Genomic DNA, 24,393 nt, shown 5'->3' with positions numbered 1-24,393 from the left:
AGCGAGAAAATTTATATTTTGTGGAACAGGCCGGACAGCCTGTTGCTGACAATGGTGCAAGATATCAGCTAAAATCGATAATTGCGATCGCGCACCCACAAACTCACAGGCACAGCATGGCCTGTTTTGTCAACCTTTACTTCTACCAAAAATGATTGTCGCTGCTTTCTTTGAGCTTCGCTAATCTCCTGATTGACTTTTTCCCTTTCATCCTCTGGCATATAATAAGTTTCTAAGCCGTATTCCATCTGCCAACCGTTATATTTGCCCTTAATTGCGATTTGATTGGCGGGCAAATTGGCGGGATTTTCTAGACTGACGCGGACTGGTTTCCAAGCTTGGGGGCGGCCGGGATTAGTCGCGGTTTTTGGCGCTTCTAAAATTACATAAAAACTGGTTTGTGGTTTGACATTATTCGTATTTTTGGCACAAACAATTCCGGGCGGACAAGGTGTTTTTTCTGTAGGTAAATCTTTCCAGCCGGGGAGTTTTTGCAGATTTGTGCTAGCTGAAATATCATAGCTCAAAACTTGGTAATATCCGCGCAAAAAGTCGTAAGGGTCTACTGGTGCTGTTTGCAGGACAACTGTTTTGCCAGTCAGAAAAGTGTAAACTGCGGTGGCGGGTACGGCAGCAATTAGTCCGATTTGCAGCAGCAAAGGAACCCACAGCCGCCACGCAGGAAGGCGTTTGGCAGCGGGGGGAAGGGTGAAGGATGGGGGATTAGCACTGGTATCTGCTATTTCGGAACTTGGAGGTGTTAAATCTGGATTTTCGGGGTTCATATTGGGAATTGGGAATTGGTTCGCAGAATAATATCGTTGAGCTTTGAATCGGCATAATCATCTTCGGAATGCAGTGCAAAGGGGACGATCGCACTATAGTAGAATGCTCCTATTCATCGGGGATTTTTGCGAAGTGGCGCTCGAACCACAAACCCGCAGCAATTACGCCAATTCCGCACAAAACAAATACAAAAGATTTGAGCAACAATCCTGTATTATATTCAAAGACTCGGCTGATAATTTGCAGGGTAATTAATACCATGCCTCCCCAAAAACTCCGGCGGTTTCCTAATGCTAAACCTTCTCTGATTAAGCCGACAGCGAGCAGAAAAAATAAAACATTAAACAGGAAAGTCGCTAATTGCGGAATGGGAGTAAAACTGAGGTGAAAAAGCGGTATAAAGGCGCTGGCGAGGATTAAAATGCCGATCGCACTTGTAGTCAAATCCACTGCTTTTTGTCTTGGTCGCCGCAGTTCCAAACGTCCCAAGCGCAGCCACTCAAACACCGTGAAACCGCCCAAAACAGCCACATTTGCCAGCAAAACCCAATCCGACTCCGTTGGCGCAGGATTCGGCGAATCTTGCCACAACCAGTGGAAAGAAAGAAAATAAAATAAACTGGCGAGAAACAGCAGGGCTAAACTGCGGGCGGTAGGTTGAAACAGCTTGCTGCGTACTTTCGGCCAGATTGCATCGTCGTATCCCCACAGCAAAGCGGGCGGTAGGGCGCAAAAAATTGCTGTACCCCAGGTTAGATTTAAGCCTTGGACGATAGAAACTTGTAGGGAAAAAATTATCGCGATCGCACCTATGGCAAAAATAGCACGCGATCGACACCAATAAGCCAGCGGCACAAACATTATACTGGCTGCGATCGGCATTTGCCGCACCAAAAGTTCCAGCCAAGAAAACTCGACTTTGGAAGACCAATCTAACACGGCAAGCCAATAGCCTAAACCGACTAAAAGTGCGGACAAAACGCCCAAGGAAGTCAACCGCAAACTGTAAGCCATTCCGAGTACGCCGATTCCCCAAGCAAGGAAAAGTCCGTAGGAAGAACCGCCAATGTGGAACATTTGCGCCATCAATGCCATATTTGCTCCTAAAATCAGAGCTCCTAACAGCAACAATCCTTCACCTAGGAGTTTGTTTCGCCCTTTTGTTGCGGGCATATTTGGATCGGAGTTTTGGCTTCGGGATGGGGGAATTCGCCACAGATAGAAACCCGCCGCATTAACTGCTACGAAAAGAGTTAGCAGCAGTGCAACTCTCACTTCTCGTGACCAAACTTGCCAGTTTGCGGCTACAAAGGTGATGACTCCTATACCGAGGAGAATGCCGCCGAGACTCATCAGAATGCTGAGGAATCGGTTGCGGGAGGCGGTTTCGAGTGTGTTGAATTGGTAGCGTTCGGAAAGTTGTTGGTAGAATGAAGTGTCGATGAGTCCTTCTGCTTGCCAGAGTTTGGCTTGTTCGCGCAACTCGCGTCGAAATTTATCTGAAATCATTTTTAATATTCCAGAGGATTTGAACTGTGATAGTTATTAATATGTCACTTGTGGGTTGATTGTCGATGGATGCTGGGACACCTGCTGAACTTGCACAGCAGTATTTTTTGCGTTTTAATGTTAGTTTCAACCCCTAATAGGGGTTTAGTTTGATTGCGGCGAAGAAGGAGTCAGAAGTCAGGAGTCAGGAGAAGAATACCCTCTTTCCTCCTGTCTCCTCCTCTCCTGAACACTTCCGAAAGTTTCAATCCCTGATAGGGATTTAGGTTTATTGCAACAGTGACAGCGTTGCTGGTATGCACTCTGAAGTTAAAGTTTCAATCCCTGATAGGGATTTAGGTTGATCGCAACCCAAGGGCAAAAGCGCACCTTGTATCCCGGACTTGCGGAGTTTCAATCCCTGATAGGGATTTAGGTTGATTGCAACTCGGATGGTTGCACCGTAAAAGGTAGTCCGTTCTCGGTTTCAATCCCTGATAGGGATTTAGGTTGATTGCAACCAGTCTTATCCTCATTTTGGAGTCACAGGAATAAAGTTTCAATCCCTGATAGGAATTTAGGTTGATTGCAACGTAAAAATGGAATTGACGCGAATCTCAAAATGGTTTGTTTCAATCCCTAATAGGGATTTAGGTTGATTGCAACCCGTGGTAATGGGGAAACCCAGACAATGAACTTGAAGTTTCAATCCCTGATAGGGATTTAGGTTGATTGCAACTGAATGCTGCTGATTAATGATTGAATCGAACTCATGTTTCAATCCCTGATAGGGATTTAGGTTGATTGCAACAGTTGGTGCAATCTTTACCGGAATCGGTGCAACAATGTTTCAATCCCTGATAGGGCTTTAGGTTGATTGCAACTGGAAAGGTGAACCAAGAAAAGTCAAAATGTTGTTAGGGTTTCAATCCCTGATAGGGATTTAGGTTGATTGCAACCCAAACCAACCGAATCAAAATCACATACATTCTAGGTTTCAATCCCTGATAGGGATTTAGGTTGATCGCAACATTCGGCATCAGGGCTAGTATCTTGATTTTCCCAGTTTCAATCCCTGATAGGGATTTAGGTTGATTGCAACTGCACAGGCTAGAAATCCTGGGGGGATGGTTGATGAGTTTCAATCCCTGATAGGGATTTAGGTTGATTGCAACCGGCGGCTGATTGGCTAATTTCAAAAAATGTTGTGTTTCAATCCCTGATAGGGATTTAGGTTGATTGCAACCAAATTCCTCTGCTACTTCAACGCCCCCTCGCTAGCTGTTTCAATCCCTGATAGGGATTTAGGTTGATTGCAACTTGACGGTAGCAAAAATGCACAAGGATCGATGCTTGTTAGGTTTCAATCCCTGATAGGGATTTAGGTTGATTGCAACAAGACTTTTTTATCCTAGAAGATATAGGTATAAATAAGTTTCAATCCCTGATAGGGATTTAGGTTGATTGCAACACCAGATAGTTTATTATCTTTCCATTCGCGATACGTGTTTCAATCCCTGATAGGGATTTAGGTTGATTGCAACAAAGGGTCTAACGTCGCATCCTCCATAGGTGGCGATGTTTCAATCCCTGATAGGGATTTAGGTTGATTGCAACGGGGTACTGGTTGCACCTCGCAGGGGTTCAGATGAGTTTCAATCCCTGATAGGGATTTAGGTTGATTGCAACGTGAGGGAACGGCTTTACTTCGGTTAACTGTAGTGTTTCAATCCCTGATAGGGATTTAGGTTGATTGCAACCGTTGGTTTCTGAAACCATTACTGTATTTAGTTTTCAAGGTTCGTTTGCGTCTGTACATATTAAAACTACCATTTCAAGATCGACCTGTCAAGAGGCCAAATTTTCAACAAACCTCAAAACCTTTCACAGCAAGCAATACAGCATTTGCGTCGAATTTTTCATAAAGAGCCTTAAACCCATACTACGCAACTGATACAGCCGAAAACAATTACCCCCTCAAAAAAACACCTACCCATAGGCGCAAATTTTATCCTTCAACCCGATTCAAATTCCAGTCGTAAGGCAAAAAAACGATCGCCCATTCATCGCCCACAGCCGCCTCCGGCCCCAAATAACCGCCCACATACTCAGCCACCGAACCCGCCGCCTTTACAAAATCCTCGCCGTACCACTTAAAAATCTTGCTCAAATAAAGCGTCTTTTTCTCGGCATCATATCGCACCTTATCAGGATTGTGAATAAAACGGCTGGCATCCGCTTCTAGTTGAGTCCGTACCGACTCCGGGAAATAAGCCCCCCGGCGCAGCAGCGGGCACCCGACTGAAGCGCAAACTAATGCAAAATGGATGCGCGGTTCCGCAAATTCCGGCCGCAAAATTGCGTGTTCGATTTGATTGAGACTGTACTTTTTGCCGCCAATAATCGTATTTGAACGAGTGAAAAAATCCAAAAAACTCAGCCAGTTGGGAATTCCCAAAACTTTGGGACGGATGGACGCGATCGGATATACTTCCAGAACTTGAGAAATTGCGATCGCATTGTACGCATTCAGCCACAACGCCAGCCGCGCATCCGCATCAGTACCATCCGCCACATCCACATCCGCCAAACTTTCCAGCCACCCCCTCAAAACATCCGCCCCCTCAGCTTTCCAGCCCCGATAATTGACCCGGCCGAAATCGTCAACGTAGCGTTGCAGCAACTCGTCCCAAGTCGTAAAGTCGATCGTACCGATCATTTATTACTATCCCTAATATAAGGCGGGCATTGGTTTAGCTTCTGCTTCTATTTAATACTACCCTCAACCCAAATAACACCTGCAACGGTAGCATTTTTTAGATTAGACCTGTTAAACGGGCTCTGGATTAAATTAGCTTGAGTAAAATTAGCGCCTTGTAAATTAGCTTGCCACAAAGAAGCACCGCTCAAATTTGCCCCCGATAAATTAGCTTCCCTAAAATTTGCTTCTCTCAAATCTGCCCCTGGCAAATCCGCATTTGCTAAACTCGCCTTCCCCACGGAATGCCACTCAAATCGCCGCCCGGACACTGGTTAGTTTACCACAACTAATTGACTTGGTGCGGCTTAGGTGCAATCACCGGTGTAGCCAACCCGGAAATCATTCCCCATGAAACTGCTCCCAAAGTTACAGATTTCCTGCTCTTTACATTCTACAATCTTAAAAGATTCTTAATTTCAATTTCAACGGGGATCGGTTTCTTCCGGCACAACACCAATCCCACTTTGAGCTCCAATTTTTTTAATTCCCCTTACCTTCCTAACAAATTATGACAGAACGAACCGACTTTTTCGATAAACTGTTAGCGGCTGTTGAAACCAATCAAAGTTTGCTGTATTTAGCCCTCGATCCAGACCCGGAAACCTTGGCCCCGCTGGTTTCTAGGACGGGGGAGGAAACTCAAAGTTTTGTAACTGATTTGTTGGCCAAGCTAAAAAGTGCGATCGACCAAACAGCCGATTTAATTTGTGCCTGCAAAATCACCCTCGGTTTTTACCAATCTCTCGGTATTCCCGGTTGGGCATTGCTGCAAGAAATTTTAACAATTATTCCCCCTCACCTGCCAGTAATTTTAGATGCCAAACACTGCGATTTAAATACCAGCACAGTCTTTGCCAAAATTGTATTTCAAGACTGGCGAGTTGACGCTATTACCTTAAGTCCCTATGCCGGATTCGACCAAGTAGCGCCTTTTTTGTTATACGCCGGAAAAACTGTTTTTGTGCTTTGTGCCACCGCCAACCCGTCAGGGGCTGCTTTGCAAGAATATCCGACACCAAACAACCCTTTTTACTTGCAATTAGTCCGACTCTCTCAAACTTGGGCAACTCCCGAAAAACTAGGTTTAGAAGTAGGAGTAATGCCGGATATGTTAGCCCGCATCCGCAAAGAAGCTCCTGAACGCCTAATTTTAGTCGAAGGAGACATCGCCGAAGAAAATGACCTGACAGAAGAAAACGACCTCGCAGAACTGCTGGCAGTCGGTTTAAGCACAAATGGTGACGGTTTGCTGCTGCCAGTCCCCCCAAGTTTATTAGCGGGGAAAGAGCCGCGCCAAGAAATTGAGAAATTGCGGGATAGTATTAATAAACAGAGGGTGCGGGCGATCGAAGGTAGTCCCACTTGCGAATTGTGGCTGCCCGATGTTTGCTTTTTGCAACCGGAACCTCACCGCGATTTAATCTTGCAACTTTATGACATCGGCTGCGTAGTTTTTGGCGACCACGTACAAGCATCGGGCGCCGTATTTCCATATTACATCGACTTGCGGAAAATAATTTCTATTCCGCAGATTTTCCACCAAATTGTCAGCGCTTATGCAGACATTCTCAAGGATTTAAAATTCGATCGCATTGCGGGAATTCCCTACGGTTCTTTACCCACAGCAACGGGTTTAGCATTGCGGATGGAACGCCCGATGATTTTCCCGCGCAAGGAGGTGAAAACTTACGGTGCAGGTAAATTGATTGAGGGGCATTTTCAGGCAGGAGAAACGATTGTCGTAGTCGATGATATTTTGATTAGTGGCAAAAGCGTAATGGAAGGCGCGGCTAAGTTAAAATCGGCTGGATTGAACGTGGAAGATATCGTGGTATTGATCGACCACGAACAGGGAGTCAAAGATAAGATGCAGGCGAACGGTTATCGCGCACATTCTGTGTTAGCGCTTTCGGAAATAGCTGAAGTTTTGTATCGAGCAAATCGCATTGATACCGAGCAATTCCATCTTTTGACAGCGGAACATTAAACCCCAATTCCTCTAGGGCAGAGTTTTACCAACCATAATCGCCAAAAATTAATAATCTGAGCAACCCGCCCCACTCTATGTACGTTTTTTCCCTGATATCGGAAGTTGGTGCATTTGGCTTTTGGGATTCTAAAATCCCAAAAGCCTTTCGACCCCAATTATTTGAACGCTACCCCTTGAGCGACCAAGACAGTATCTATGATTTTATGTTTATCTGCAATTAAACATAAAAAAAATCCCCCATTTGGGGGATTTCCTTCAAGGCTATTACATAGCCTTAGTCTCCGGCATCAGACACTTATCAGAATCGCAACCCGCCGGCCCCGAATCCATCATTTCACCTAAGTCATAGCGACTCAAAGCCGCGTGAAAAACATCAATTTCACGGCGCGCTAAAGTCTCTTCCACCATCTTGGTGTAAGTTTCCTTGTTTATCGGTTCAAAGGGCAAACGCGGGAAAGTTTCAAGAGCATCAAACCGAGCCAAAAGCGCTGCGGAAATGTAGCCTTCATCATCGCGAATCGCTTCGTAAATCCGAGTGCCTAAACTTTCTACTTCATTTTCGCGCAGTTCAATTGTGGCCGAAGTGTTATGTCGCACATAGAACTTTTGCACCTGCATATAAAAGTCCATTTGTGCCGCCGCTGAGAACTTGTTAATGTCAATTTCATCAGCACCGGGTAAATCAGCCCAACTTACTGCAACAGGTATTTCTACCAGCCATTCTGTACAGCGTTCGTCGAAGGGATTGTTCAGCAAATTGCCGTTTTCATCCTTGTCAGATTGAGACGGAATCACGTTGTATCCGTAGTCGATGCAGGCGAGGGCTACGGGGTCGTTTTTGCCGAAAGTGATTCGGCGAATAAAACGCTGGGCTTTCGGCGGATGCCACCCAGGGGAAGCACCTGTCAGCAGAGATTTAGTACCCGACGGTTGAACTGTTGTGCAGCGATTTGGGCGTTTTAAGGAATGGCGATCGCAATAATCCCATACTACCCGATCGACAATCTCGCGCCAACCACTCAAATACTCTTCTTCCCGCTGTTTAAAAGCGATTCCTTGCGGAGTTTGCGGGCGGCCTTCCACCCACCAGCGCAGCCACTCAACGCCGAAAGCGTGAACGAAGAAATCGAACAATCCCGTGAAAGATACGCCGACAATCGGGTCTAGTTCGCGGCTGTATTGATAGCGCGGTTCGAGAAACTTGTGATTGAGAAGTACCGCGACAGATAGAGCCGCAGCCCTGAAAGCTTCCTCCTGTTCTTTGAAGTTGTAAGGATCAATTTGATTGAGGTGAACCTCCGCCAAATTACAGTGGAAATTAGAGCCGATGATTTCCAGTTTTGTTACCCTAAAGGCTTTTTATCCTTTAGTTCTACAGATTCGATTTTCTCTGTAGCTCGGCGTACTTTTTCATCTACTTTACTTGTAAATGCCCCGCACTCTTGCCAGGATTATATTCTTCCATAAAGAAGGTTCACCCGGTACGCTCTACGGTGGTAAAGGACTTTTAACTCCCTTACTTACCTCGGAGTTAACATCTCAGTCTTCTCCGATTTTGCGAGGTTTTTTACGTGAGGCAAAATTACTTACCACACGGGTTTAAGCCCACGCGGACTAACCGATGCTCTAACTCGCCAGCAGTCATATTAGGATGGCGTTCCTGCAACCAATCTTTAGCTTTTCCTTCGTCGTAAGCTTTCAAAAACTCACTTCTAAGACTAGGTGTTGAAAGTAAATCAACGTTAGATCTAGCTACAGCTTCGCCGGCCCATTGAATCGCACCTTCGCCGCTGTAATACTGTTTGCGGACAGCATCAATACATTCTTCTAGTGTAGGTTTGGTATGGAAAACTCGCGTATGGTTGGCCATCCGAAGGGCATCGCGTTCTGGATCTATTCTCCAGTTGCCGCTTTCATCTTGTTGCCACAAATTGTTTTTAGCATTTGCCCCCAGTTCGTCATCAGAAGAAAACTGACGCATTCCGGCCGATCTTCTAATATTGCCAGCCACAATTGTCACCGCAGCTTCATCTATCAGAACGCAGCATTCAACTGAATTTAACTGCCGCCCTAAAGCTTTATTCAAAATAGCGGCGCAGCGCTGGTAAAGGTCAGGCAATTTCACCGGATTTGCTACTCCGCCAAAACCTTTTAAAGGTTCTCCCACCGGGCGAACGTCGCTCAAATCAATGAATACTTGAACTTCTCCTGCAAATCTTTCATCTGTGGATAATTCCAGCAAAGTTTGATAGGAGTTTACCCAACCTTGGCGAGAATCTCCGACATAAATAGTTGCGGTTTTTTCTGCTATTTTTACTTCTGTTTCTTGACGGCGCGACTGGGCGGGTGTAGAGCCGATTTCGCCTTGCATGGTTAGGGTTAAACGGTTGCGAATCGGCGGCAGTTGGTTGATATATTGTGGTTCCAAGACTGCCCCAGTGCCGCAGCCCATCATTGCCAAATCCATCAACAAACCAAAGGAACGCCAGTCGAGAATATTTGTTGAGGAGCAATTATATGCACCGGAAAAATTCTCTGGTTGTTCGATCCATTTGCTGCCACCTACCCACAGCCAGCGGCCTGAAGCGAGGGTTTTGAGCTGGTTTTGCATCCGGTGCAGCAGTTGTGTTTCTTCGGGGGTGAGGTTTCCCAGCTTTTGCAACCCCTTGACAGTTCGATCGCACACTTGGGCCCAAGTCTCCCTTCCCGTCTCGGTACGGCGGCTGTAAGTCCTAAAAAATACTGGATTGGCTGCGGGTGCTGTTTCGGGGAAATCGGACGGGTTGCGTTTCTCGCTGGCACTCGATCGCTCTAATTCTCGAACCATAGGTTGTGTACTGACGTGTCGGAATATATCAACAGACTACGAATATACAACAGGATTCAGATTTAGGGTTAAAGGTTAATATATTTGACAATTTGCACTAAATATGGGGCATAGAAGTGTACAAGCTCGATCGAGCGATCGGCTCAAAACTTGACAAAAAAACCCGATTTCTTCCTGAAACCGGGTGAATAGCAAATCTTGTCAATTGTCAATCCTTTGTCAATAAAAACTCAATATTGGGTAACAGCGGGTCTTGAACAACCCCCACACCGTTAAATCCCCAACGTTCAAGTAGCTTTTTTACCTGAGAACCGGAAATCGATTCTACTCCGAATCGATCGGCAACATCAGCAGCGTGGGCGTTGAGATAGCTCAAAGCGTCATAGTCTTCGCGAAACATCAGCAGGTAACTCACTGCCGCATCGGGATTCGGATTGGCACAGAGATATTTGCCATCACTGCGGGAACGTAGCAAGTAAAAAACTTGAGATAACATCTTATCTTGGTTGTCAAAATAATATGTTACCTCAAATTTGGAATTGGGAATTGCCCAAACGATTTTAGACTGACAATTTCAGATTGTAGAAAAGTTGAGTTGTTTTCAATTTTCTACCTAAAAACTAGATAATTGATGCCTAAAATCGCTGGAAATCTAGCAGTTAAATCAAAGTCAGTGCTAAACCTTTAATCCCTCGCCCGTCACCAATTTGACCGACAATGGAAGCTTGACCGGTCGTCAAATTGATATTGTATAGGCTGGAAACTCCGCCAACCTCGATCGCAGCCAAAGCCGTCTCGTTACCGTTAACACTCCTGATATCAAAGCCGAGAACAGTACCAGCATCAATTCCCAAAGATCCGATCGTATTCAACACTCCATTATTCGGCGGATCTTGCCGCACCAAAACGTCTAAATTGGTGTCAATTGCAAATAGTGTCGTCGAAGTTGCCCCGGCAAAGTTATTCACATACGCAGCAGCAGCAGCAGCGCCGGGATTGCCAAAATTGCGATCGCCAGTCCGGTAAGCCAAATTCCCGTCGAGTTGAATTCCCCCCGTCAGGGTGTCAAAATCTACAAGTGCCCCAGTATCAGGGTTGAGACGGGCGTTTTGACCGGCTTGATTGACAAACCGAATTCGATCGACCGTCGGATTGAAATCAAAACCCGCAGCCCCCGGAGTTAGGGGAACAGCAAACTGCCCGCTACCGACTTGACTTGCAGCCCCAGTAACCGGATTAATCGCGTACAAGCGATTGCTAGAACCCACACCGTAAAGCAAACCGTTAGCGGGGCGAAAATCAATTCCCAGCAAACTTTCTCCGGGCTGCAATCCTGTAACTGCCACGTCGCTGAGAATTGCCCGCGGTCCCGCCTCGTTAAAACCGACAATTGTTTCAGCGCCATTTCTGACAGTTAAAGCGTAAGCTGTAGGCAAAGGCAAAGCCAAACCGTTAATCTGTCTCCCGTCGGCAATTTGACCGACAAAGGAAGCTTGACCGCTACTTAAATTGATATTGTACAAGCCCGAAACGCCGCCAACTTCCAGGGCCGCCACTGCCACCTCGCGGCCGCCAATACTCCTGACATCAAAGCCGAGAACGCTAGTAGCATCAACTCCCAAAGATCCGATCGTATTCAACACTCCATTATTCGGCGGATCTTGGCGCACCAAAACATCCAAATCGCTGTCAATTGCAAACAGGGTTGTGGAAGTTGCGCCGGCAAAGTTATTCACATACGCAGCCCCAGCAGCAGCCGGAGAACTTCCAAAATTGCGATCGCCTGCAGCATAAGCCAAATTCCCGTCGAGTTGAATTCCCCCCGCCAGCGTGTCAAAATCCACAAGTGCCCCGGTATCCGGGTTGAGGCGGGCGTTTTGATCGGCTTGATTGACAAACCGAATTCGATCGACTGTCGGATTGAAATCAAAACCCGCAGCCCCCGGAGTTAGGGGAACAGCAAACTCCCCGTTACCCACTGGACTTGCTTCCCCAGTCATCGGATTGACAGTATACAAGCGATTGCTAGAACCCACACCGTAAAGCAAACCGTTAGCGGGCCGATAATCAATTCCCAGCAAACTTTCTCCCGCTTGCAATCCAGTCACGGGCAAATCTGAAATCACACTTCCCGGATTGGAAAGGCTAAAACCGACAATCCGATTAGCAGGAGTTAAAGCATAAGCCGTTGTCCGCGCTGGAGGCGGGGGATTGGGAACAACGCTGCTAATATTATTAGTGAAACTTGCCTGGTTGATCGCACTTTGTCTCACCCCTTGGAGGGTAGCGAGAAATTCTCCTGTTACGCGGTCTTGGATAACAGTATTGTTTCCAGCTTCGAGAATATTTAAGTCGCTAAAACTAAGACCTTCCCCCAAACCGATTAAATCTGTACCTGGTACAAAATCGGCGATCGCGTCCGCATTTGCCAAACTAACACCGCCGCTGGTACGACCAGGATCTGCCTCCGCGTAGCGCCTCAAAACAAATAAGTCTGCCCCGTCTCCGCCTATCAGGATATCAGTATCTCGATCGCCCGACAAAACATCATTGCCGGAGTTTCCCGAAATGGAATCGCTGCCTTTTCCGCCCACCAAAAAATCGTTACCGTCTCCGCCGTTAACAGTGTCGTTTTCTAAATCTCCAAAAAGCGAATCTTGACCTAAATTGCCCTCAATTAAATCGCTTTGTTTTCCTCCATAAATACTGTCATTACCAGAGTTTGCGGTAATGGTGTCATTGCCCATCAAACCAAAAATTAGGTCATTTTCGGGAGTTCCTGCAAGCAAGTCTGCTTGGGCGGTGCCTCTAATTTCTGCCATGCTCTAATCACCCTCTAAATTTGATACTTCTGTTGCCTAACGGTGGCGGTATTCTCAGTCAAAATATCACAAATTCGCACTTTGAGGATAGTTTTCTTATTTTCGGCTGTAGGGGTGGGTTGCCATAAAAGTATTACACGCAGCTAAAATGATATATAAACCCCCCCCCGGATTCAAATAAACTAACTCCTAAATACAGATCGCTTAGCCGTGTTTTATAGTGGGGTGTGTAGCCAAGGGCGATCGCAGCTCAACTGCAAACAGGCAAGCTGAAATTTTTAGCGGTGCGAACCTATGAAATTTTGTACTGCTTTCATTAGTAATATACGCTGACTCTATAATTTTGGATCTGTCCAGTCAGAAATTATTTTTCAACTTTAATATTAAAACCTCAGAAGGTGGGCTTTGTCTGTGTCGTGGCGGCCACCATCGCTCAATATAAAGTGGATTATTATAAATGCGGAATTGGCATAATAAGTTAGTTAAACAGTCGTTTTCAGACGACTTAAGCTTTCAGGCAGGGGTTTAAATCCCTGCCTGAATCGGAGTTTCACTTTTGATCCCTTCCCCTGCTTTTTCACGCTTTCAGCAGTGCTTTAGAAGCTGATTGCCCTGCGAGTCTCAGTTGCGATCGCAATTTGAGATTCAACAACACCAAGACAGTCCACTGACTCAGTATGGAGAGCCAAATCGTATTTCCTGACGCTGCCAGAGACGACGAAGACCAAAAGCCACCAAATGTTGAACACAACCACAAAAGAGGAGCTTTTTCAGGGGTTAGCAAGAGCATAGATAAAATCAGAGGCGGCAACAAGATAGCGCCACCGACTGTACAGGCAGCCCAAATTTCCTGATTTCGGGTTTTTGTAAATAGGAATAGTTGGGTGATGGCTGCGTAAATTAGGATAAGGTTCAGGCAGAAAATCACACCCCAAAATCCATTATTCTCACTTTTTTCCAACAGTGCCCAAGGTGTTAAAATTATTACTGAGCTGAGGAAATTAATCGCGATCGCAACTACAGCCGGACTTTTATCGCTCCAAATTAAATCGAGTAGTGGGTAGCGCCGCCACAGCTTCTGATTGCTGGGAACGATTTGTTTCCGATACCTCGCCCAATCGTACAAAGATTGTCTGTCAGATGTTAAAGCTGCAATTAAAGCTAAGAACATCACCAAATTCAAGATAAGTAAACAGATGAGATTAGCGTTGTCTGGGGCGTCTGATTGGAGTGCAAACCCTAAAAATATTACCTGACAGCAGATAACTAGCAAATAACTTTGCCGCTTGCTCAAAACTGTAGCGCTGGGATTTGGAAAGCGGCGCTGCCATCCCTGCCACATCCAGTAGGTTCCTGTACCACAAACCAAGAGAGACAAAGCAATGCCACTCGCAATATTTGTACCCACTGGCGAGTAAAACCATTGCAACTTGTCTAAGTTTTCAACTAACGAATCGAAATCAGTTTTATCAACTATAAAAAGCTGATATCTCAGCATAGCAATGGGAGACAAAAAATGTAACACATCCCCAGCAGTTCGCGTGAGCGGCAGCCAAGAAATCCCAAACACAACAAAAACCATAGCGCTAGCCAACCAAGGTTGAAATCCTCCCAACCAACTGGTTGTCAATCCAAATAGCATCGCCGTGCTGTAAAACAAAGCACAGCTAGCTGCAACCGCTATGTAGAAACATAAAATTTCATGTAGGGGTATTTGAGCGACTAATCCAGCGTACAAATGCAGCGGTACTGTCAGAATTGCTGCTAGATACAGTAAAATTGGGACGCCGAGCATTTTGCCGAGAAAAATTGTTTTTGCTGACTGGGGACTGAGGCGAATAAAGTTGAGCGTGCCCCGGCGTTCCTCCTTGTCTAAGTCGCTGACCAGCATATAAGTCCCTCCTACTAATAGGGCTAACACGCTCAATATGCTCAGCCAAATGAATATCTCTAGCCACCACATCGGCCAGTTAATAACAAAGTTGCCGAAGGCATCTCTGACGCACTGTTTCTCAGACGCAGAGCGAATGGCACCATCGAAAGTGCAAAATCTGTGATAGATGGGGTTAGTGTACTCCCCATGAGGTGGGGGAACGGGTATCTGGGCATTGAAAGACTTGAACAGTAGCAGTTGAGCGCTTACGGAAAAGGCAGAGGCGATCGCAATATTGCCAGTATTCAAGCGGCCTTTGATTTCTCGAAATAACTGGGGATTCCAGTTGCCTATTTTGTCTAGTAAGTGGAGTGTCATTGGTTATTGGTGATTAGCAATCGGTGACGACTTAGTTATAACTCACTGTTTATTCGGGTAAACAGGAAACGAGCAAATTAGGATGCTTGTTTGTGTCCCATCTTGAGGAAGATGGTTTCTAAGTCTTCTTGAGTGCAGTGGAATTCGGTTAGGGGAATGTTGGCCGCGACGAGTTCGCGTAATAAATTTGCTGCATCTTCCGGGCTTCCTGAAAAATCAACGCACACCTGTTGAGTTTCCGGGATTATTGCCCAATTTTCCACCCAAGGAAAGTTTTTTAATTCCGATGTTAGCGCTGCTAATTTATTGCCTAAAACTGACATGACAATTTGCTGGCGGCTGAGGCGTTTGTAAAGTTCTTGTAACGGTGCGCTTTCGACCAGATATCCGAGTTCCATGATACCTACCCAGCTACAAAGTTCGGCTAAGTCGCTGAGGACGTGAGATGATATGACTACGGTCATGCCGGCTTCTTGCAAAGCTTTAATAATTTCGCGGAACTGCATTCGGGCGATCGGATCTAAGCCAGAAACGGGTTCGTCTAACAACAGCAACAGCGGTTCGTGGATAATAGTTCTCCCCAAACTCAGGCGCTGTTTCATCCCCCGCGACAGGGTGGAAATTAAGCTGTTGCGCTTGTTGGTTAGTTGCACGAGTTCTAACACGGAGTTGATTCGCTCTCGGCGGCGCGGTTGCTGGAGGTTGTAGAGTCGGGCAAAATAGTCTAAATAATCCCAAACAGTCAAGTCGTCGTAGAGGGGAAAGTCGTCGGGAAGAAAGCCGATGCGCTGTTTGAGAATTGGGTGCGATCGATCGCGCAATAACCTATCCCCGTTGATGTAAATTTCCCCGATAGTCGGTTCCTCAGCCGCCGCCAACATCCGCAGCAAAGTAGTTTTGCCGGCACCGTTAGGGCCGATCAGTCCGCATACTTCGCCTGCTGCTACTTGCAAATCGATGTCATTGACAGCTATATGGCGATCGAATTGTTTCGTCAGCCCGCGAGTTTCTATTGCTAGTTGTTTTGCCATGTTTGAATGGTGAATGAAGTTTTATTAGTGCATTCCTGGCATGGAAATAGAAGTCTACAGCTAGCCTAGCCCGTTCTTCAATGAATTGTCATCTCGTTTCTGAAATTAAAACAAAGACATTATCGATCGCTGAAATCCTTGCTAATATTAACTCTTCCTTCTTCCTTCTTCCCTCTTCCTTCTTCCTTCTGCTATATCAAGTCTGCACAGAAAATTCCTCTGGATCGATATCCCAATTTGCCCAGCGAATTGCCTCCCTAGCTGATGTCAGGTCAGGTGGCACTCTCAAAGCGTGAATGAATCCCGTACTCGGACAAGTCATTTTTAACAAACAAATCGGCTCGACATCGGCATTATCTATTTGTAATAGTGAATATTCATGCCAACTATCTATTTGTTCTGCTTCCAATTCTTGACAAATGCGATCGTAACCAATTCCTTCAATTAACACTCGCCTCAGCTCGGCATTCTCTTCTGCTAAAAGCCATTGGGATTGCCATTTATTTGGGTGAAGTTGACCGTATTTTTCAGGCAATCTGACGCCGTGATAATAGTAAAAATTCCATCCATCGGCAAACTCAATCGCAGGTTCTCCTTCCGCGTGCAAGCGGTTTAGACTGTCAAAGCGCAGGTGGCGGGGCCGATCGCACACCGCGCAAAACTTTTCAAAGGGAAATATCCAACCGCAATGCTCGAAAAGCAGCTTTTGGGAGCGAAGTATTTCTTGTGCCTTTTGGGAGAGATTGACGCCTAATGAAGATATATACCATTCAGTCAAATAGATTTCCTTAAACAAAGTTGTGGGGGTTTCAGGATATTCCTGGTCCTCCAAATAATCGGGAAAAACATTCCCCATCGTTTGTTCCGATCGCACATAGCTGTCAGCCAATTCGTAAATTAGCGAACTCAGTGTGCTGTCTGCTTCGGGCTCGATAGCCATGCAATCGAGTTCATACTTCCACACCGCCGGACTTGTAAAGTCTCTCACAATCGATGGGGACACGGACATCCATTTCCCGTCTAGCTTTTTCCCCAATCTATTCCAATGCCCTTCGTTTGACCAGTTTGGTGAATGGTCGCCTTTGGGCAAGTTGAAGATTTGGATAAAAGCGTCGTGGGGACTGCTGCAAATAATAACTTCGGGTTGTTCTAGCCCAATAGCGGCGTAGGCAACTTTGACTGCTGCTGTGGCTTTTTCAACCTCAATTGGTATAGTCGAGAAAGTAAGATATTTTTGTGCGTGTTTGCCTAACACACTGATCTCGGTAATTTGATTGTTTTCGAGATACAGTGTTGTCAGATTGGTGAGCGAGCGCAAGGCGCTGATCTCGGTAATTTGATTGTAGTCGAGACCAAGTTCTGTCAGATTAGTGAGCGAGCGCAAGGCGCTGATCTCGGTAATTTGATTGTAGTCGAGATCAAGTTCTGTCAGATTGGTGAGCGAGCGCAACGCGCTGATCTCGATAATTTGATTGTCGTTAAGACGCAGCTCTGTCAGATTGGTGAGCGAGCCGAGGAAGCTGATGTCGCTAATTCTATTGCCGCTGAGATGCAGCTCTGTCAGATTGGTGAGCGAGCCGAGAAAGCTGATGTCGCTAATTTGATTGTTGCTGAGATCGAGTGTGGTCAGATTGGTGAGCGAGCCGAGAAAGCTGATGTCGGTAATTCGATTGTAGGCGAGATGCAGTGTGGTCAGATTGGTGAGCGAGCCGAGGAAGCTGATATCGCTAATTTGATTTTTGCTGAGATAGAGTGTGGTCAGATTGGTGAGCGAGCCGAGGAAGCTGATATCGCTAATTTGATTGTAGTTGAGATAGAGTGTGGTCAGATTGGTGAGCGAGCCGAGAAAGCTGATGTCGGTAATTCGATAATTGTAGCTGAGATAGAGTGTGGTCAGATTGGTGAGCGAGCCGAGGAAGCTGATGTCGGTAATTCTATTGTAGCTGAGATAGAGTGTGGTCAGATTGGTGAGCGAGCCGAGAAAGCTGATCTCGGTAATTTTATTGCCCGTGAGATTCAGTGTTGACAGATTGGTGAGCGAGCCGAGGAAGCTGATGTCGGTAATTCTATTGCTCTCGAGAATCAGTGTTTTCAGATTGGTGAGCGAGCCGAGGGAGCTGATGTCGGTAATTCGATAATTGTAGCTGAGATTCAGTGTGGTCAGATTGGTGAGCGAACCGAGAAAGCTGATGTCGGTAATTAGATTGAAGCTGAGATTCAGTGTGGTCAGATTGGTGAGCGAGCCGAGGGAGCTGATCTCGGTAATTCGATTGCTGTTGAGATCTAGTTTTGTCATGCTTGAAAGTATCTGCTCCGCTGCTTGAGCGTCATCAGTGCCAGCCTTTTTTAACAACACTTTAACTGTGTGCCTTGCCTCTTCTGAAAGGCTGTCAATATGCCTGCACCAGTCGGCAAAGCGGCTAAAACTAATTGATTCCTTTGGTTGTTCTTCTGACATAAAACACTCCGAGAGTACAAAATTAATTAGTTCTATACAGCTTTACGAAATTGTTGCCGGGTGGGAATCTGAATTATGAACTCAGTTCCTTGCCCGATCGTAGAAAAACACTTGAGCTTACCACGATGTTTTTCTGTGATGATTTGATAACTGATGGACATCCCCATGCCTGTCCCTTTTCCCACAGGCTTGGTGGTAAAGAACGGATCGAAAATGCGTTGCTGAATCTGTTCGGACATACCAACACCGTTGTCAGCGATCGCAATTTCTACCCAATCAGCTTCGATAGGTGACGTGCGAATCCTAATCTGCCCCGGATTAGCTTGGAGTTGTGCATAGGTTTTCCCGCTACTGCTTTCTTCGAGCGCATCGATCGCATTTACCAGAATATTCATCACCACCTGGTTGAGTTGTCCGGGGTAGCACTCAACGTGGAGTTGGAGGCTGTAGTCCTTAGTGACCTTAATCTCTGGGAAATCGGCTCTGGCTTTGAGGCGATGTCCCAAAATTAGGAGGGTGCTGTCAATCCCTGCCTGAATATCGACAGTTTTAAACTCAGCTTCATCAAGACGGGAAAAGTTGCGTAATGACAGCACGATCTGACGAATGCGATCGGTGCCAATCTCCATCGAATTCAGGGTTTTCGGTAGGTCTTTCTGCAAAAATTCTAAATCGATGTCATCCACCATAGCTTGAAGATCCGGAGACGTATTAGGATTCTCCTGCTGGTAAAGTTCAATCAGATCCATCAGATTTTGCGTGTACTCCCGCAAATGGGTCAGATTGCCGTGGATGAAATTAACCGGGTTATTGATTTCATGGGCGACCCCTGCCACTAATTGCCCTAAACTTGACATTTTTTCTGCCTGCACGAGTTGCATTTGGGTCTGCTGCAACTCCAGCAGCGTGCGTTCGACTTGCTCTCGGGCTTCAGTAATGGCAGCAATTTGAGGCAAACTGGTCCAACAGGCGATCGCCACTCCCGCGAAGGCAACCGTCACTAACAAAATGCTAAACAACGCCACATATTGCCCCACAGCCACCCGCTCTAAACCCGCTCTCACCCACCAGCCAATACTCAGCGCACTGCACACTAAACCAATTAAGATCGTGACCTGAAATGCCAACCAATCTGTTTTGCTGGTATCGGGTTGCTGGTGATACCGTTGCATCCACCGATCGGGATGGAACAGGGGGACGTTCAGGCGCGGTAATTGAGTGCCTGCCACGCCAATCAGCCAAGGTAGCAGTAAGCCAATGGCTAAGTCCTGCCAGCTCCATGCCCACCCACCCACGACCAAAACAGCCGCTTCAAGGGCAAAGAAGCCCAGCGACCACCAGGGCCATCTGGTTTCTGGTCGTCGCCGACTGACCCACTCACCTAAGTGAATTGCCATCATCGAACTCAGGTAGCCGGTGCCCCCCACCATCACAACCCGTGCGACATCCCCCCACCACAGGCAAATCAGACTCATCCCGAGGGTGGAAATCAAACTGGGTTCGAGCACTCCCCGGCGAGACAGCACGGCAAACACGGGTGGTAAGTAGCCATCTTTGGCTAACTGATACAAAATCCGGGGACTGTTAGAAACAGCAGTCGCAGAGCTGAGGAGACATCCTGACGCAATCAGAAAGGTGACGAGGGCGGGGGCGAATCTGCCCCAGAAGGGTTGGGTTGCTGCCACTAGATTGAGGTAGGCGCTATCCCCTAAGCCGGGATCTGTGGCTAACCGCATCAAAACCCACGATCCACCGAGATAGACGATCGGAAGCAATCCCGTCGTCACTTGCAAGCACCGTAGGGTAACGCTGGGTTGGCGACTATCTGCCACAAATGAAGAAGCCGTTTCGCCACCATAAACCGCATAGACGGCGATAAAGAACCATTTCATCCAATCGATCGGAGAAACGCCTGCTCCCAGATCTGCCAGCACCCCAGGGCTAGTGGGAGCAAAACTTAACCAAGCCATGCCTTGGAGACAAAAGGTGAGAAGAAACCCGATCGCTGGAAATATAAAGAAAGAGTGCAAAATACCTAGCGTGCGAGTTCCACTAAAAGCAACGATGAACGGCAGCACTGTAAACCCAATTCTGAATAGGATCTCTGGACAGGTAATCCCCAGTGGCGTCAGATTCGCTTTGATTAAATCGGTCAGAACGATCGCATTCATGGCTGGCACAGACGCCCAGCCGAACATATAACCAATCGCCCCATAGCGAGCCAAGTTTGGCAACCGGTGGAGCAAGCGGGTCGTATAGTTTGGGGTGCCTCCAGCTACCTCTGGGAAGTAAGTCCCTAACCGCTTAACTTGCAGGTTGAGCATCATGCTAATGATTGTTCCCGGCAACCAAACCCAGATCGCCTGCGGACCTAGCGCGGCATTCATCGCAGGCGCAGTCCCTAACCATAAAAGCAACCCACTAAAGCCAAACCCCCAGGTTTCTTGTGAAGAAAGACTCTGAGGCAAGGGAGGTATTGAAACCGCATCGCGATTCATGGTTCTCCTAGAAAAAGGACTAATGTAGACTCAAGTTTTCCCTGAAGTCACTGACTGTTTCATTCGCAACCGAAAAAATTAGCTCATCAACCACTTCTCTGGGATCTTCTTTATACTCTATACTCTCTAAATTATAAGAATTTGAAATTCTTCACAGTCCTGAAGCCTTGTGAAGGATGGAAATAACAAAAAATTATTCTCACTGCGTCAGTCCTGACTGAATTAAGTCTACTATTTCAAATCTTCCAGCTTAATCCGAGGATCTACAGCTTTGAGCAGCAAATCTGCCAACAAATTCCCCACAATCAACATGGTCGCACCCATCATCAAACTTGCCATTACTAAATACAAATCTTGATTGTTCACCGCATCCAGAGTCAGCTTTCCCAAACCCGGCCAATTAAAGAAATATTCCGCAATAAACGCACCGCTCAACAAACTAGCAAACTCAAAACCCAATAGCGTAATCAACGGATTGACAGCATTTCGCAAAGCGTGAATGTAAATTACTCGATCGTCCGGCAAACCTTTCGCCCGTGCTGTTCGGATATAATCTTGACGCAGCACGTCCAAAAATTGTCCGCGCATCAATCTTTGCAAACCAGCAAAACCAGTAAGGCTGAGGGCGACAGTTGGCAAAATTAAGTGCCAGCCGTAATCGAGGAGTTGGCCCCACCAAGGTAAGTCTGCGTGGTCGATACTCGTCATTCCTCCGACGGGAAACAGAGGCGAAGTATTCTGAGCAAAAAATAGCAGCAGCAACGCTGTGATAAAGCTCGGAAATCCCTGTCCCGTGTAGCTGACTACTTGCAGAACTCGATCGACTGTGCGGTTTTGATTGACGGCGGCGACTATTCCCAAAGGAATCGCGATCGCCCAAGTTACAATCAAAGATGCGATCGCCATTAATAACGTCGCCGGTACCCGTTCCCACAGCAGCGAAGCTACGGATCGCTGATACACAAAACTCGTGCCAAAATTCCCCCGCGTCACAATTTGTTGCAGCCACAGCCAATACTGCACAATAGCTGGTTTATCTAAGCCGAACTGCTGTTCGAGTTGCTTGAGAGTCTCCGGCGAAATCTTCGGATTTTGGCTCAAAGTATCCAAGTAATTTCCCGGTGCTAGCTCAATAATTGCAAAACAAAGAGCCGATGCCAAAAATAGGGTTAAAAGTGCCTGCAACAGTCGCTTTAAAACATAAGTAAATGTCTCGCTGCCAAACAGAGAATTCAACGCTCGCCAATTCCGATTTAACTTAAGAGAAGTCATGCTATTTTAGATTTTAGATTTTAGATTTTAGATTTGTGAATGAGTTATAACTACCAGGTTGGGAGGGTGCCTACATTTGCATTATTTTTTATAACTGGTATCCTTAGTAAGATGTAGGGTGCGCACTGCGCACCTTACCACAACGAGTAATTAACAGTGAACTAACTAATATTCCACTAGCGTGACGATCGGCACATCCGGCAATTTCTGCCTGCCGCCCAAAGCCTGCAATTCAATGATAAAAGCAAAACCGACAAGCTCGCAGCCAGCTTGCTCTAACAACTTAGCCGTCGCAGCCGCTGTTCCGCCAGTGGCGATTAAATCGTCCACAATCAGCACCCGGCTGCCCGATGTCATCGCATCTCGGTGCATCTCCAGTCGATCGACACCGTATTCCAACTCGTACTCAGCAAAATGAACCGCACCGGGCAGTTTCCCCGGTTTGCGGACAGGAATAAAGCCTATTCCCATTTTATAAGCCAAAGGCGCGCCAAAGATAAAGCCGCGCGATTCCATGCCCACCACATAGTCAGCAGACATTGCAGAGCATTTTTCGGCTAAGTTGTCAATGGTATAACTGAGTCCTTGCGGGTCGCGCAGCAAAGTTGTAATGTCTCGAAACAAAATTCCCGGCTTGGGGAAATCAGGAATGTCGCGAATCAGAGATTTGAGATCCATAAGCTTGCAGATCGGCGTTGAGGGTAATGAGGCATCAAAAATGGTACAATAATAATGTCAATCGATTTTAAATTTTAGATTTTAGATTTTAGATTTTAGATTTTAGATTTACTATATGTAAACAAATGTCATAATTTCCTAACAACAGGGTTGAATATCAAGATTTGTCACCCTATGATCTAAAGTCAAAAATCTAATATCTAAAATCCAATGATTAAGTTGGCAGCACGAGTGGGTGAGGTTTCTCCTTCTATAACCTTGGCGATCGCCGCTAAGGCTAAAGCCATGAAGGCCGAAGGGATTGATGTCTGTAGTTTGAGTACGGGAGAACCAGACTTTGATACCCCCGAACACGTTAAAGCAGCGGCAAAACAAGCTTTAGACGAGGGGAAGACTAAGTACGGCCCTGTGGCTGGGGAACCGCAGTTAAAAGCTGCGATCGCCCGCAAACTCCGCGATGACAATAATCTCAACTATCAACCGGAAAATATCATTGTCACCAACGGCGGCAAGCATTCCCTCTACAATCTGATGATGGCTCTGATCGAGCCTGGAGAAGAAGTAATTATTCCGGCTCCCTACTGGCTAAGCTACCCAGAAATGGTGAAACTCGCCAGCGGCAAGCCAGTAATTGTACAGACTGATGCTTCTACAGGATATAAAATTACACCGGAACAACTGAGTCGAGCGATTACTCCCAAAACCAAGTTATTTGTACTGAATTCGCCCTCTAACCCGACGGGAATGGTTTATACTCCGGCGGAACTCAAAGCATTGGCCGAAGTGATAGTCGATCGAGATATTTTAGTCGTTGCTGACGAGATTTACGAAAAAATTATATATGACGGCGCTCAACACGTCAGCATCGGTTCCCTAGGCAAAGAAATCTTCGATCGCACCCTAATCAGCAGCGGTTTTGCTAAAGCTTACTCGATGACAGGCTGGCGAGTCGGTTATTTGGCCGGGCCGATCGAATTAATCAAAGCTACCGGCACGATTCAAGGTCACAGTACCTCAAATGTGTGTACTTTTGCACAGTACGGGGCGATCGCAGCTTTGGAAAGCAGTCAAGAGTCTGTCGAAACAATGCGTCTAGCTTTTGCCGAAAGGCGTCAGGTAATATTTGAATTACTCGATGCTATCCCTGGGATTAGCTGTATTAAACCAGACGGTGCTTTCTATATGTTTGTCAACATCAGCAAGACTGGATTGAATTCTCTGGAATTTTGCGACGCTTTCTTAGAACAGCAGCAAGTAGCCGTTATTCCGGGGATTGCTTTTGGTGCAGACGACCATATTCGCTTGTCTTACGCCACCGATTTAAGCACAATTAAAAAAGCCGTAGAAAGGCTGGATAAATTTGTCCGCAGCATTTAAAAATTAGTTAGTAGTCATTAGTCATTAGTCATTAGTCATTTGCTATTTGTTCTTGGTAGCCACTGACTAATTACCGATGGCTGTTGACTATTGACTGTTGACTGACTACTGCTGACTGTTGACTAATACCCATTTTAAAAAGTTCTGCTACAGT

Annotated in this window: 15 protein-coding genes, 2 pseudogenes and 1 CRISPR repeat array; of the genes and pseudogenes, 2 read left to right on the top strand and 15 right to left on the bottom strand. The window is 46.4% G+C overall.

What is annotated here, in order from left to right:
* Positions 1-68: 68 nt before the first annotated feature.
* The 4 genes from QUA33_RS11280 to QUA33_RS11265 form a co-directional block, all read right to left on the bottom strand.
* Entirely contained in the window at positions 69-785 is a 717-nt protein-coding gene (locus QUA33_RS11280) for a GDYXXLXY domain-containing protein (RefSeq protein WP_333148674.1), read from the bottom strand.
* A gap of 109 nt (positions 786-894) precedes the next feature.
* Positions 895-2,295: a DUF2157 domain-containing protein gene (locus QUA33_RS11275; protein WP_333148673.1), complete on the bottom strand. Its 1,401-nt coding sequence runs from the start codon at positions 2,293-2,295 to the stop codon at positions 895-897.
* 123 nt (positions 2,296-2,418) lie between these two features.
* A CRISPR array of direct repeats spans positions 2,419-4,034; the repeat unit is 37 nt; unit sequence GTTTCAATCCCTGATAGGGATTTAGGTTGATTGCAAC.
* A 248-nt stretch (positions 4,035-4,282) separates the two neighbouring features.
* Positions 4,283-4,993, bottom strand: coding sequence for a DUF547 domain-containing protein (locus QUA33_RS11270; protein WP_333148672.1), 711 nt, complete (start codon positions 4,991-4,993; stop codon positions 4,283-4,285).
* Positions 4,994-5,040: 47 nt separating this feature from the next.
* Complete coding sequence (locus QUA33_RS11265) at positions 5,041-5,304, bottom strand: pentapeptide repeat-containing protein (RefSeq protein WP_333148671.1); 264 nt, start codon at positions 5,302-5,304, stop codon at positions 5,041-5,043.
* A 239-nt stretch (positions 5,305-5,543) separates the two neighbouring features.
* Here QUA33_RS11265 and QUA33_RS11260 point away from each other — a divergent pair, with 239 nt between their 5' ends.
* Complete coding sequence (locus QUA33_RS11260) at positions 5,544-7,022, top strand: bifunctional orotidine-5'-phosphate decarboxylase/orotate phosphoribosyltransferase (protein ID WP_333148670.1); 1,479 nt, start codon at positions 5,544-5,546, stop codon at positions 7,020-7,022.
* A gap of 267 nt (positions 7,023-7,289) precedes the next feature.
* On the opposite strand, the gene nrdJ (QUA33_RS11255) is transcribed toward QUA33_RS11260, so the two are convergent.
* The 11 genes and pseudogenes from nrdJ (QUA33_RS11255) to QUA33_RS11210 form a co-directional block, all read right to left on the bottom strand.
* A complete protein-coding gene (nrdJ, locus tag QUA33_RS11255) occupies positions 7,290-8,330 on the bottom strand; it encodes a ribonucleoside-triphosphate reductase, adenosylcobalamin-dependent (RefSeq protein WP_445243235.1) in 1,041 nt (346 codons plus the stop codon).
* Positions 8,331-8,607: 277 nt separating this feature from the next.
* Positions 8,608-9,852, bottom strand: a complete 1,245-nt coding sequence (nrdJ, locus tag QUA33_RS11250) for a ribonucleoside-triphosphate reductase, adenosylcobalamin-dependent (RefSeq protein ID WP_333148669.1) — start codon at positions 9,850-9,852, stop codon at positions 8,608-8,610.
* A gap of 208 nt (positions 9,853-10,060) precedes the next feature.
* Complete coding sequence (locus tag QUA33_RS11245; RefSeq protein WP_333069295.1) at positions 10,061-10,348, bottom strand: hypothetical protein; 288 nt, start codon at positions 10,346-10,348, stop codon at positions 10,061-10,063.
* Between the two features lie 163 nt (positions 10,349-10,511).
* Positions 10,512-12,674: a DUF4394 domain-containing protein gene (locus QUA33_RS11240; protein WP_333148668.1), complete on the bottom strand. Its 2,163-nt coding sequence runs from the start codon at positions 12,672-12,674 to the stop codon at positions 10,512-10,514.
* Between the two features lie 577 nt (positions 12,675-13,251).
* Positions 13,252-14,925: a hypothetical protein gene (locus tag QUA33_RS11235; RefSeq protein WP_333148667.1), complete on the bottom strand. Its 1,674-nt coding sequence runs from the start codon at positions 14,923-14,925 to the stop codon at positions 13,252-13,254.
* A gap of 77 nt (positions 14,926-15,002) precedes the next feature.
* On the bottom strand, positions 15,003-15,956 hold the full coding sequence (locus QUA33_RS11230; RefSeq protein WP_333148666.1) for an ABC transporter ATP-binding protein: 954 nt from the start codon (positions 15,954-15,956) through the stop codon (positions 15,003-15,005).
* Positions 15,957-16,152: 196 nt separating this feature from the next.
* Positions 16,153-16,728 (bottom strand): annotated as a pseudogene (locus tag QUA33_RS28225) (DUF6745 domain-containing protein); the annotation flags it as partial.
* Between the two features lie 489 nt (positions 16,729-17,217).
* A pseudogene (locus QUA33_RS28220) lies at positions 17,218-18,252 on the bottom strand (leucine-rich repeat domain-containing protein); the annotation flags it as partial.
* A 194-nt stretch (positions 18,253-18,446) separates the two neighbouring features.
* Complete coding sequence (locus QUA33_RS11220; protein ID WP_333148664.1) at positions 18,447-20,912, bottom strand: amino acid permease; 2,466 nt, start codon at positions 20,910-20,912, stop codon at positions 18,447-18,449.
* Between the two features lie 231 nt (positions 20,913-21,143).
* Entirely contained in the window at positions 21,144-22,184 is a 1,041-nt protein-coding gene (locus QUA33_RS11215) for an ABC transporter permease (protein WP_333148663.1), read from the bottom strand.
* A gap of 165 nt (positions 22,185-22,349) precedes the next feature.
* Positions 22,350-22,862, bottom strand: coding sequence for an adenine phosphoribosyltransferase (locus QUA33_RS11210; protein ID WP_333148662.1), 513 nt, complete (start codon positions 22,860-22,862; stop codon positions 22,350-22,352).
* A 210-nt stretch (positions 22,863-23,072) separates the two neighbouring features.
* On the opposite strand from QUA33_RS11210, the gene QUA33_RS11205 reads away from it, so the two are divergent.
* Positions 23,073-24,239, top strand: coding sequence for a pyridoxal phosphate-dependent aminotransferase (locus QUA33_RS11205; protein WP_333148661.1), 1,167 nt, complete (start codon positions 23,073-23,075; stop codon positions 24,237-24,239).
* The last annotated feature ends 154 nt before the right edge of the window (positions 24,240-24,393 follow it).

It is taken from the genome of Microcoleus sp. Pol14D4 (assembly GCF_036701245.1).
Classification (GTDB): Bacteria; Cyanobacteriota; Cyanobacteriia; order Cyanobacteriales; family Microcoleaceae; genus Microcoleus.
The sequence above is the reverse complement of the archived record's forward strand: the minus strand, read 5'-3'. Positions and strand labels throughout refer to the sequence as shown.

Excerpts from the sequence above, each read along its gene's own strand:
- QUA33_RS11280 (WP_333148674.1), bottom strand. The coding sequence starts at position 785 with ATGAACCCCGAAAATCCAGATTTAACACCTCCAAGTTCCGAAATAGCA.
- QUA33_RS11275 (WP_333148673.1), bottom strand. The coding sequence starts at position 2,295 with ATGATTTCAGATAAATTTCGACGCGAGTTGCGCGAACAAGCCAAACTC.
- QUA33_RS11270 (WP_333148672.1), bottom strand. The coding sequence starts at position 4,993 with ATGATCGGTACGATCGACTTTACGACTTGGGACGAGTTGCTGCAACGC.
- QUA33_RS11260 (WP_333148670.1), top strand. The coding sequence starts at position 5,544 with ATGACAGAACGAACCGACTTTTTCGATAAACTGTTAGCGGCTGTTGAA.
- nrdJ (WP_333148669.1), bottom strand. The coding sequence starts at position 9,852 with ATGGTTCGAGAATTAGAGCGATCGAGTGCCAGCGAGAAACGCAACCCG.
- QUA33_RS11245 (WP_333069295.1), bottom strand. The coding sequence starts at position 10,348 with ATGTTATCTCAAGTTTTTTACTTGCTACGTTCCCGCAGTGATGGCAAA.
- QUA33_RS11240 (WP_333148668.1), bottom strand. The coding sequence starts at position 12,674 with ATGGCAGAAATTAGAGGCACCGCCCAAGCAGACTTGCTTGCAGGAACT.
- QUA33_RS11235 (WP_333148667.1), bottom strand. The coding sequence starts at position 14,925 with ATGACACTCCACTTACTAGACAAAATAGGCAACTGGAATCCCCAGTTA.
- QUA33_RS11230 (WP_333148666.1), bottom strand. The coding sequence starts at position 15,956 with ATGGCAAAACAACTAGCAATAGAAACTCGCGGGCTGACGAAACAATTC.
- QUA33_RS11220 (WP_333148664.1), bottom strand. The coding sequence starts at position 20,912 with ATGAATCGCGATGCGGTTTCAATACCTCCCTTGCCTCAGAGTCTTTCT.
- QUA33_RS11215 (WP_333148663.1), bottom strand. The coding sequence starts at position 22,184 with ATGACTTCTCTTAAGTTAAATCGGAATTGGCGAGCGTTGAATTCTCTG.
- QUA33_RS11210 (WP_333148662.1), bottom strand. The coding sequence starts at position 22,862 with ATGGATCTCAAATCTCTGATTCGCGACATTCCTGATTTCCCCAAGCCG.
- QUA33_RS11205 (WP_333148661.1), top strand. The coding sequence starts at position 23,073 with ATGATTAAGTTGGCAGCACGAGTGGGTGAGGTTTCTCCTTCTATAACC.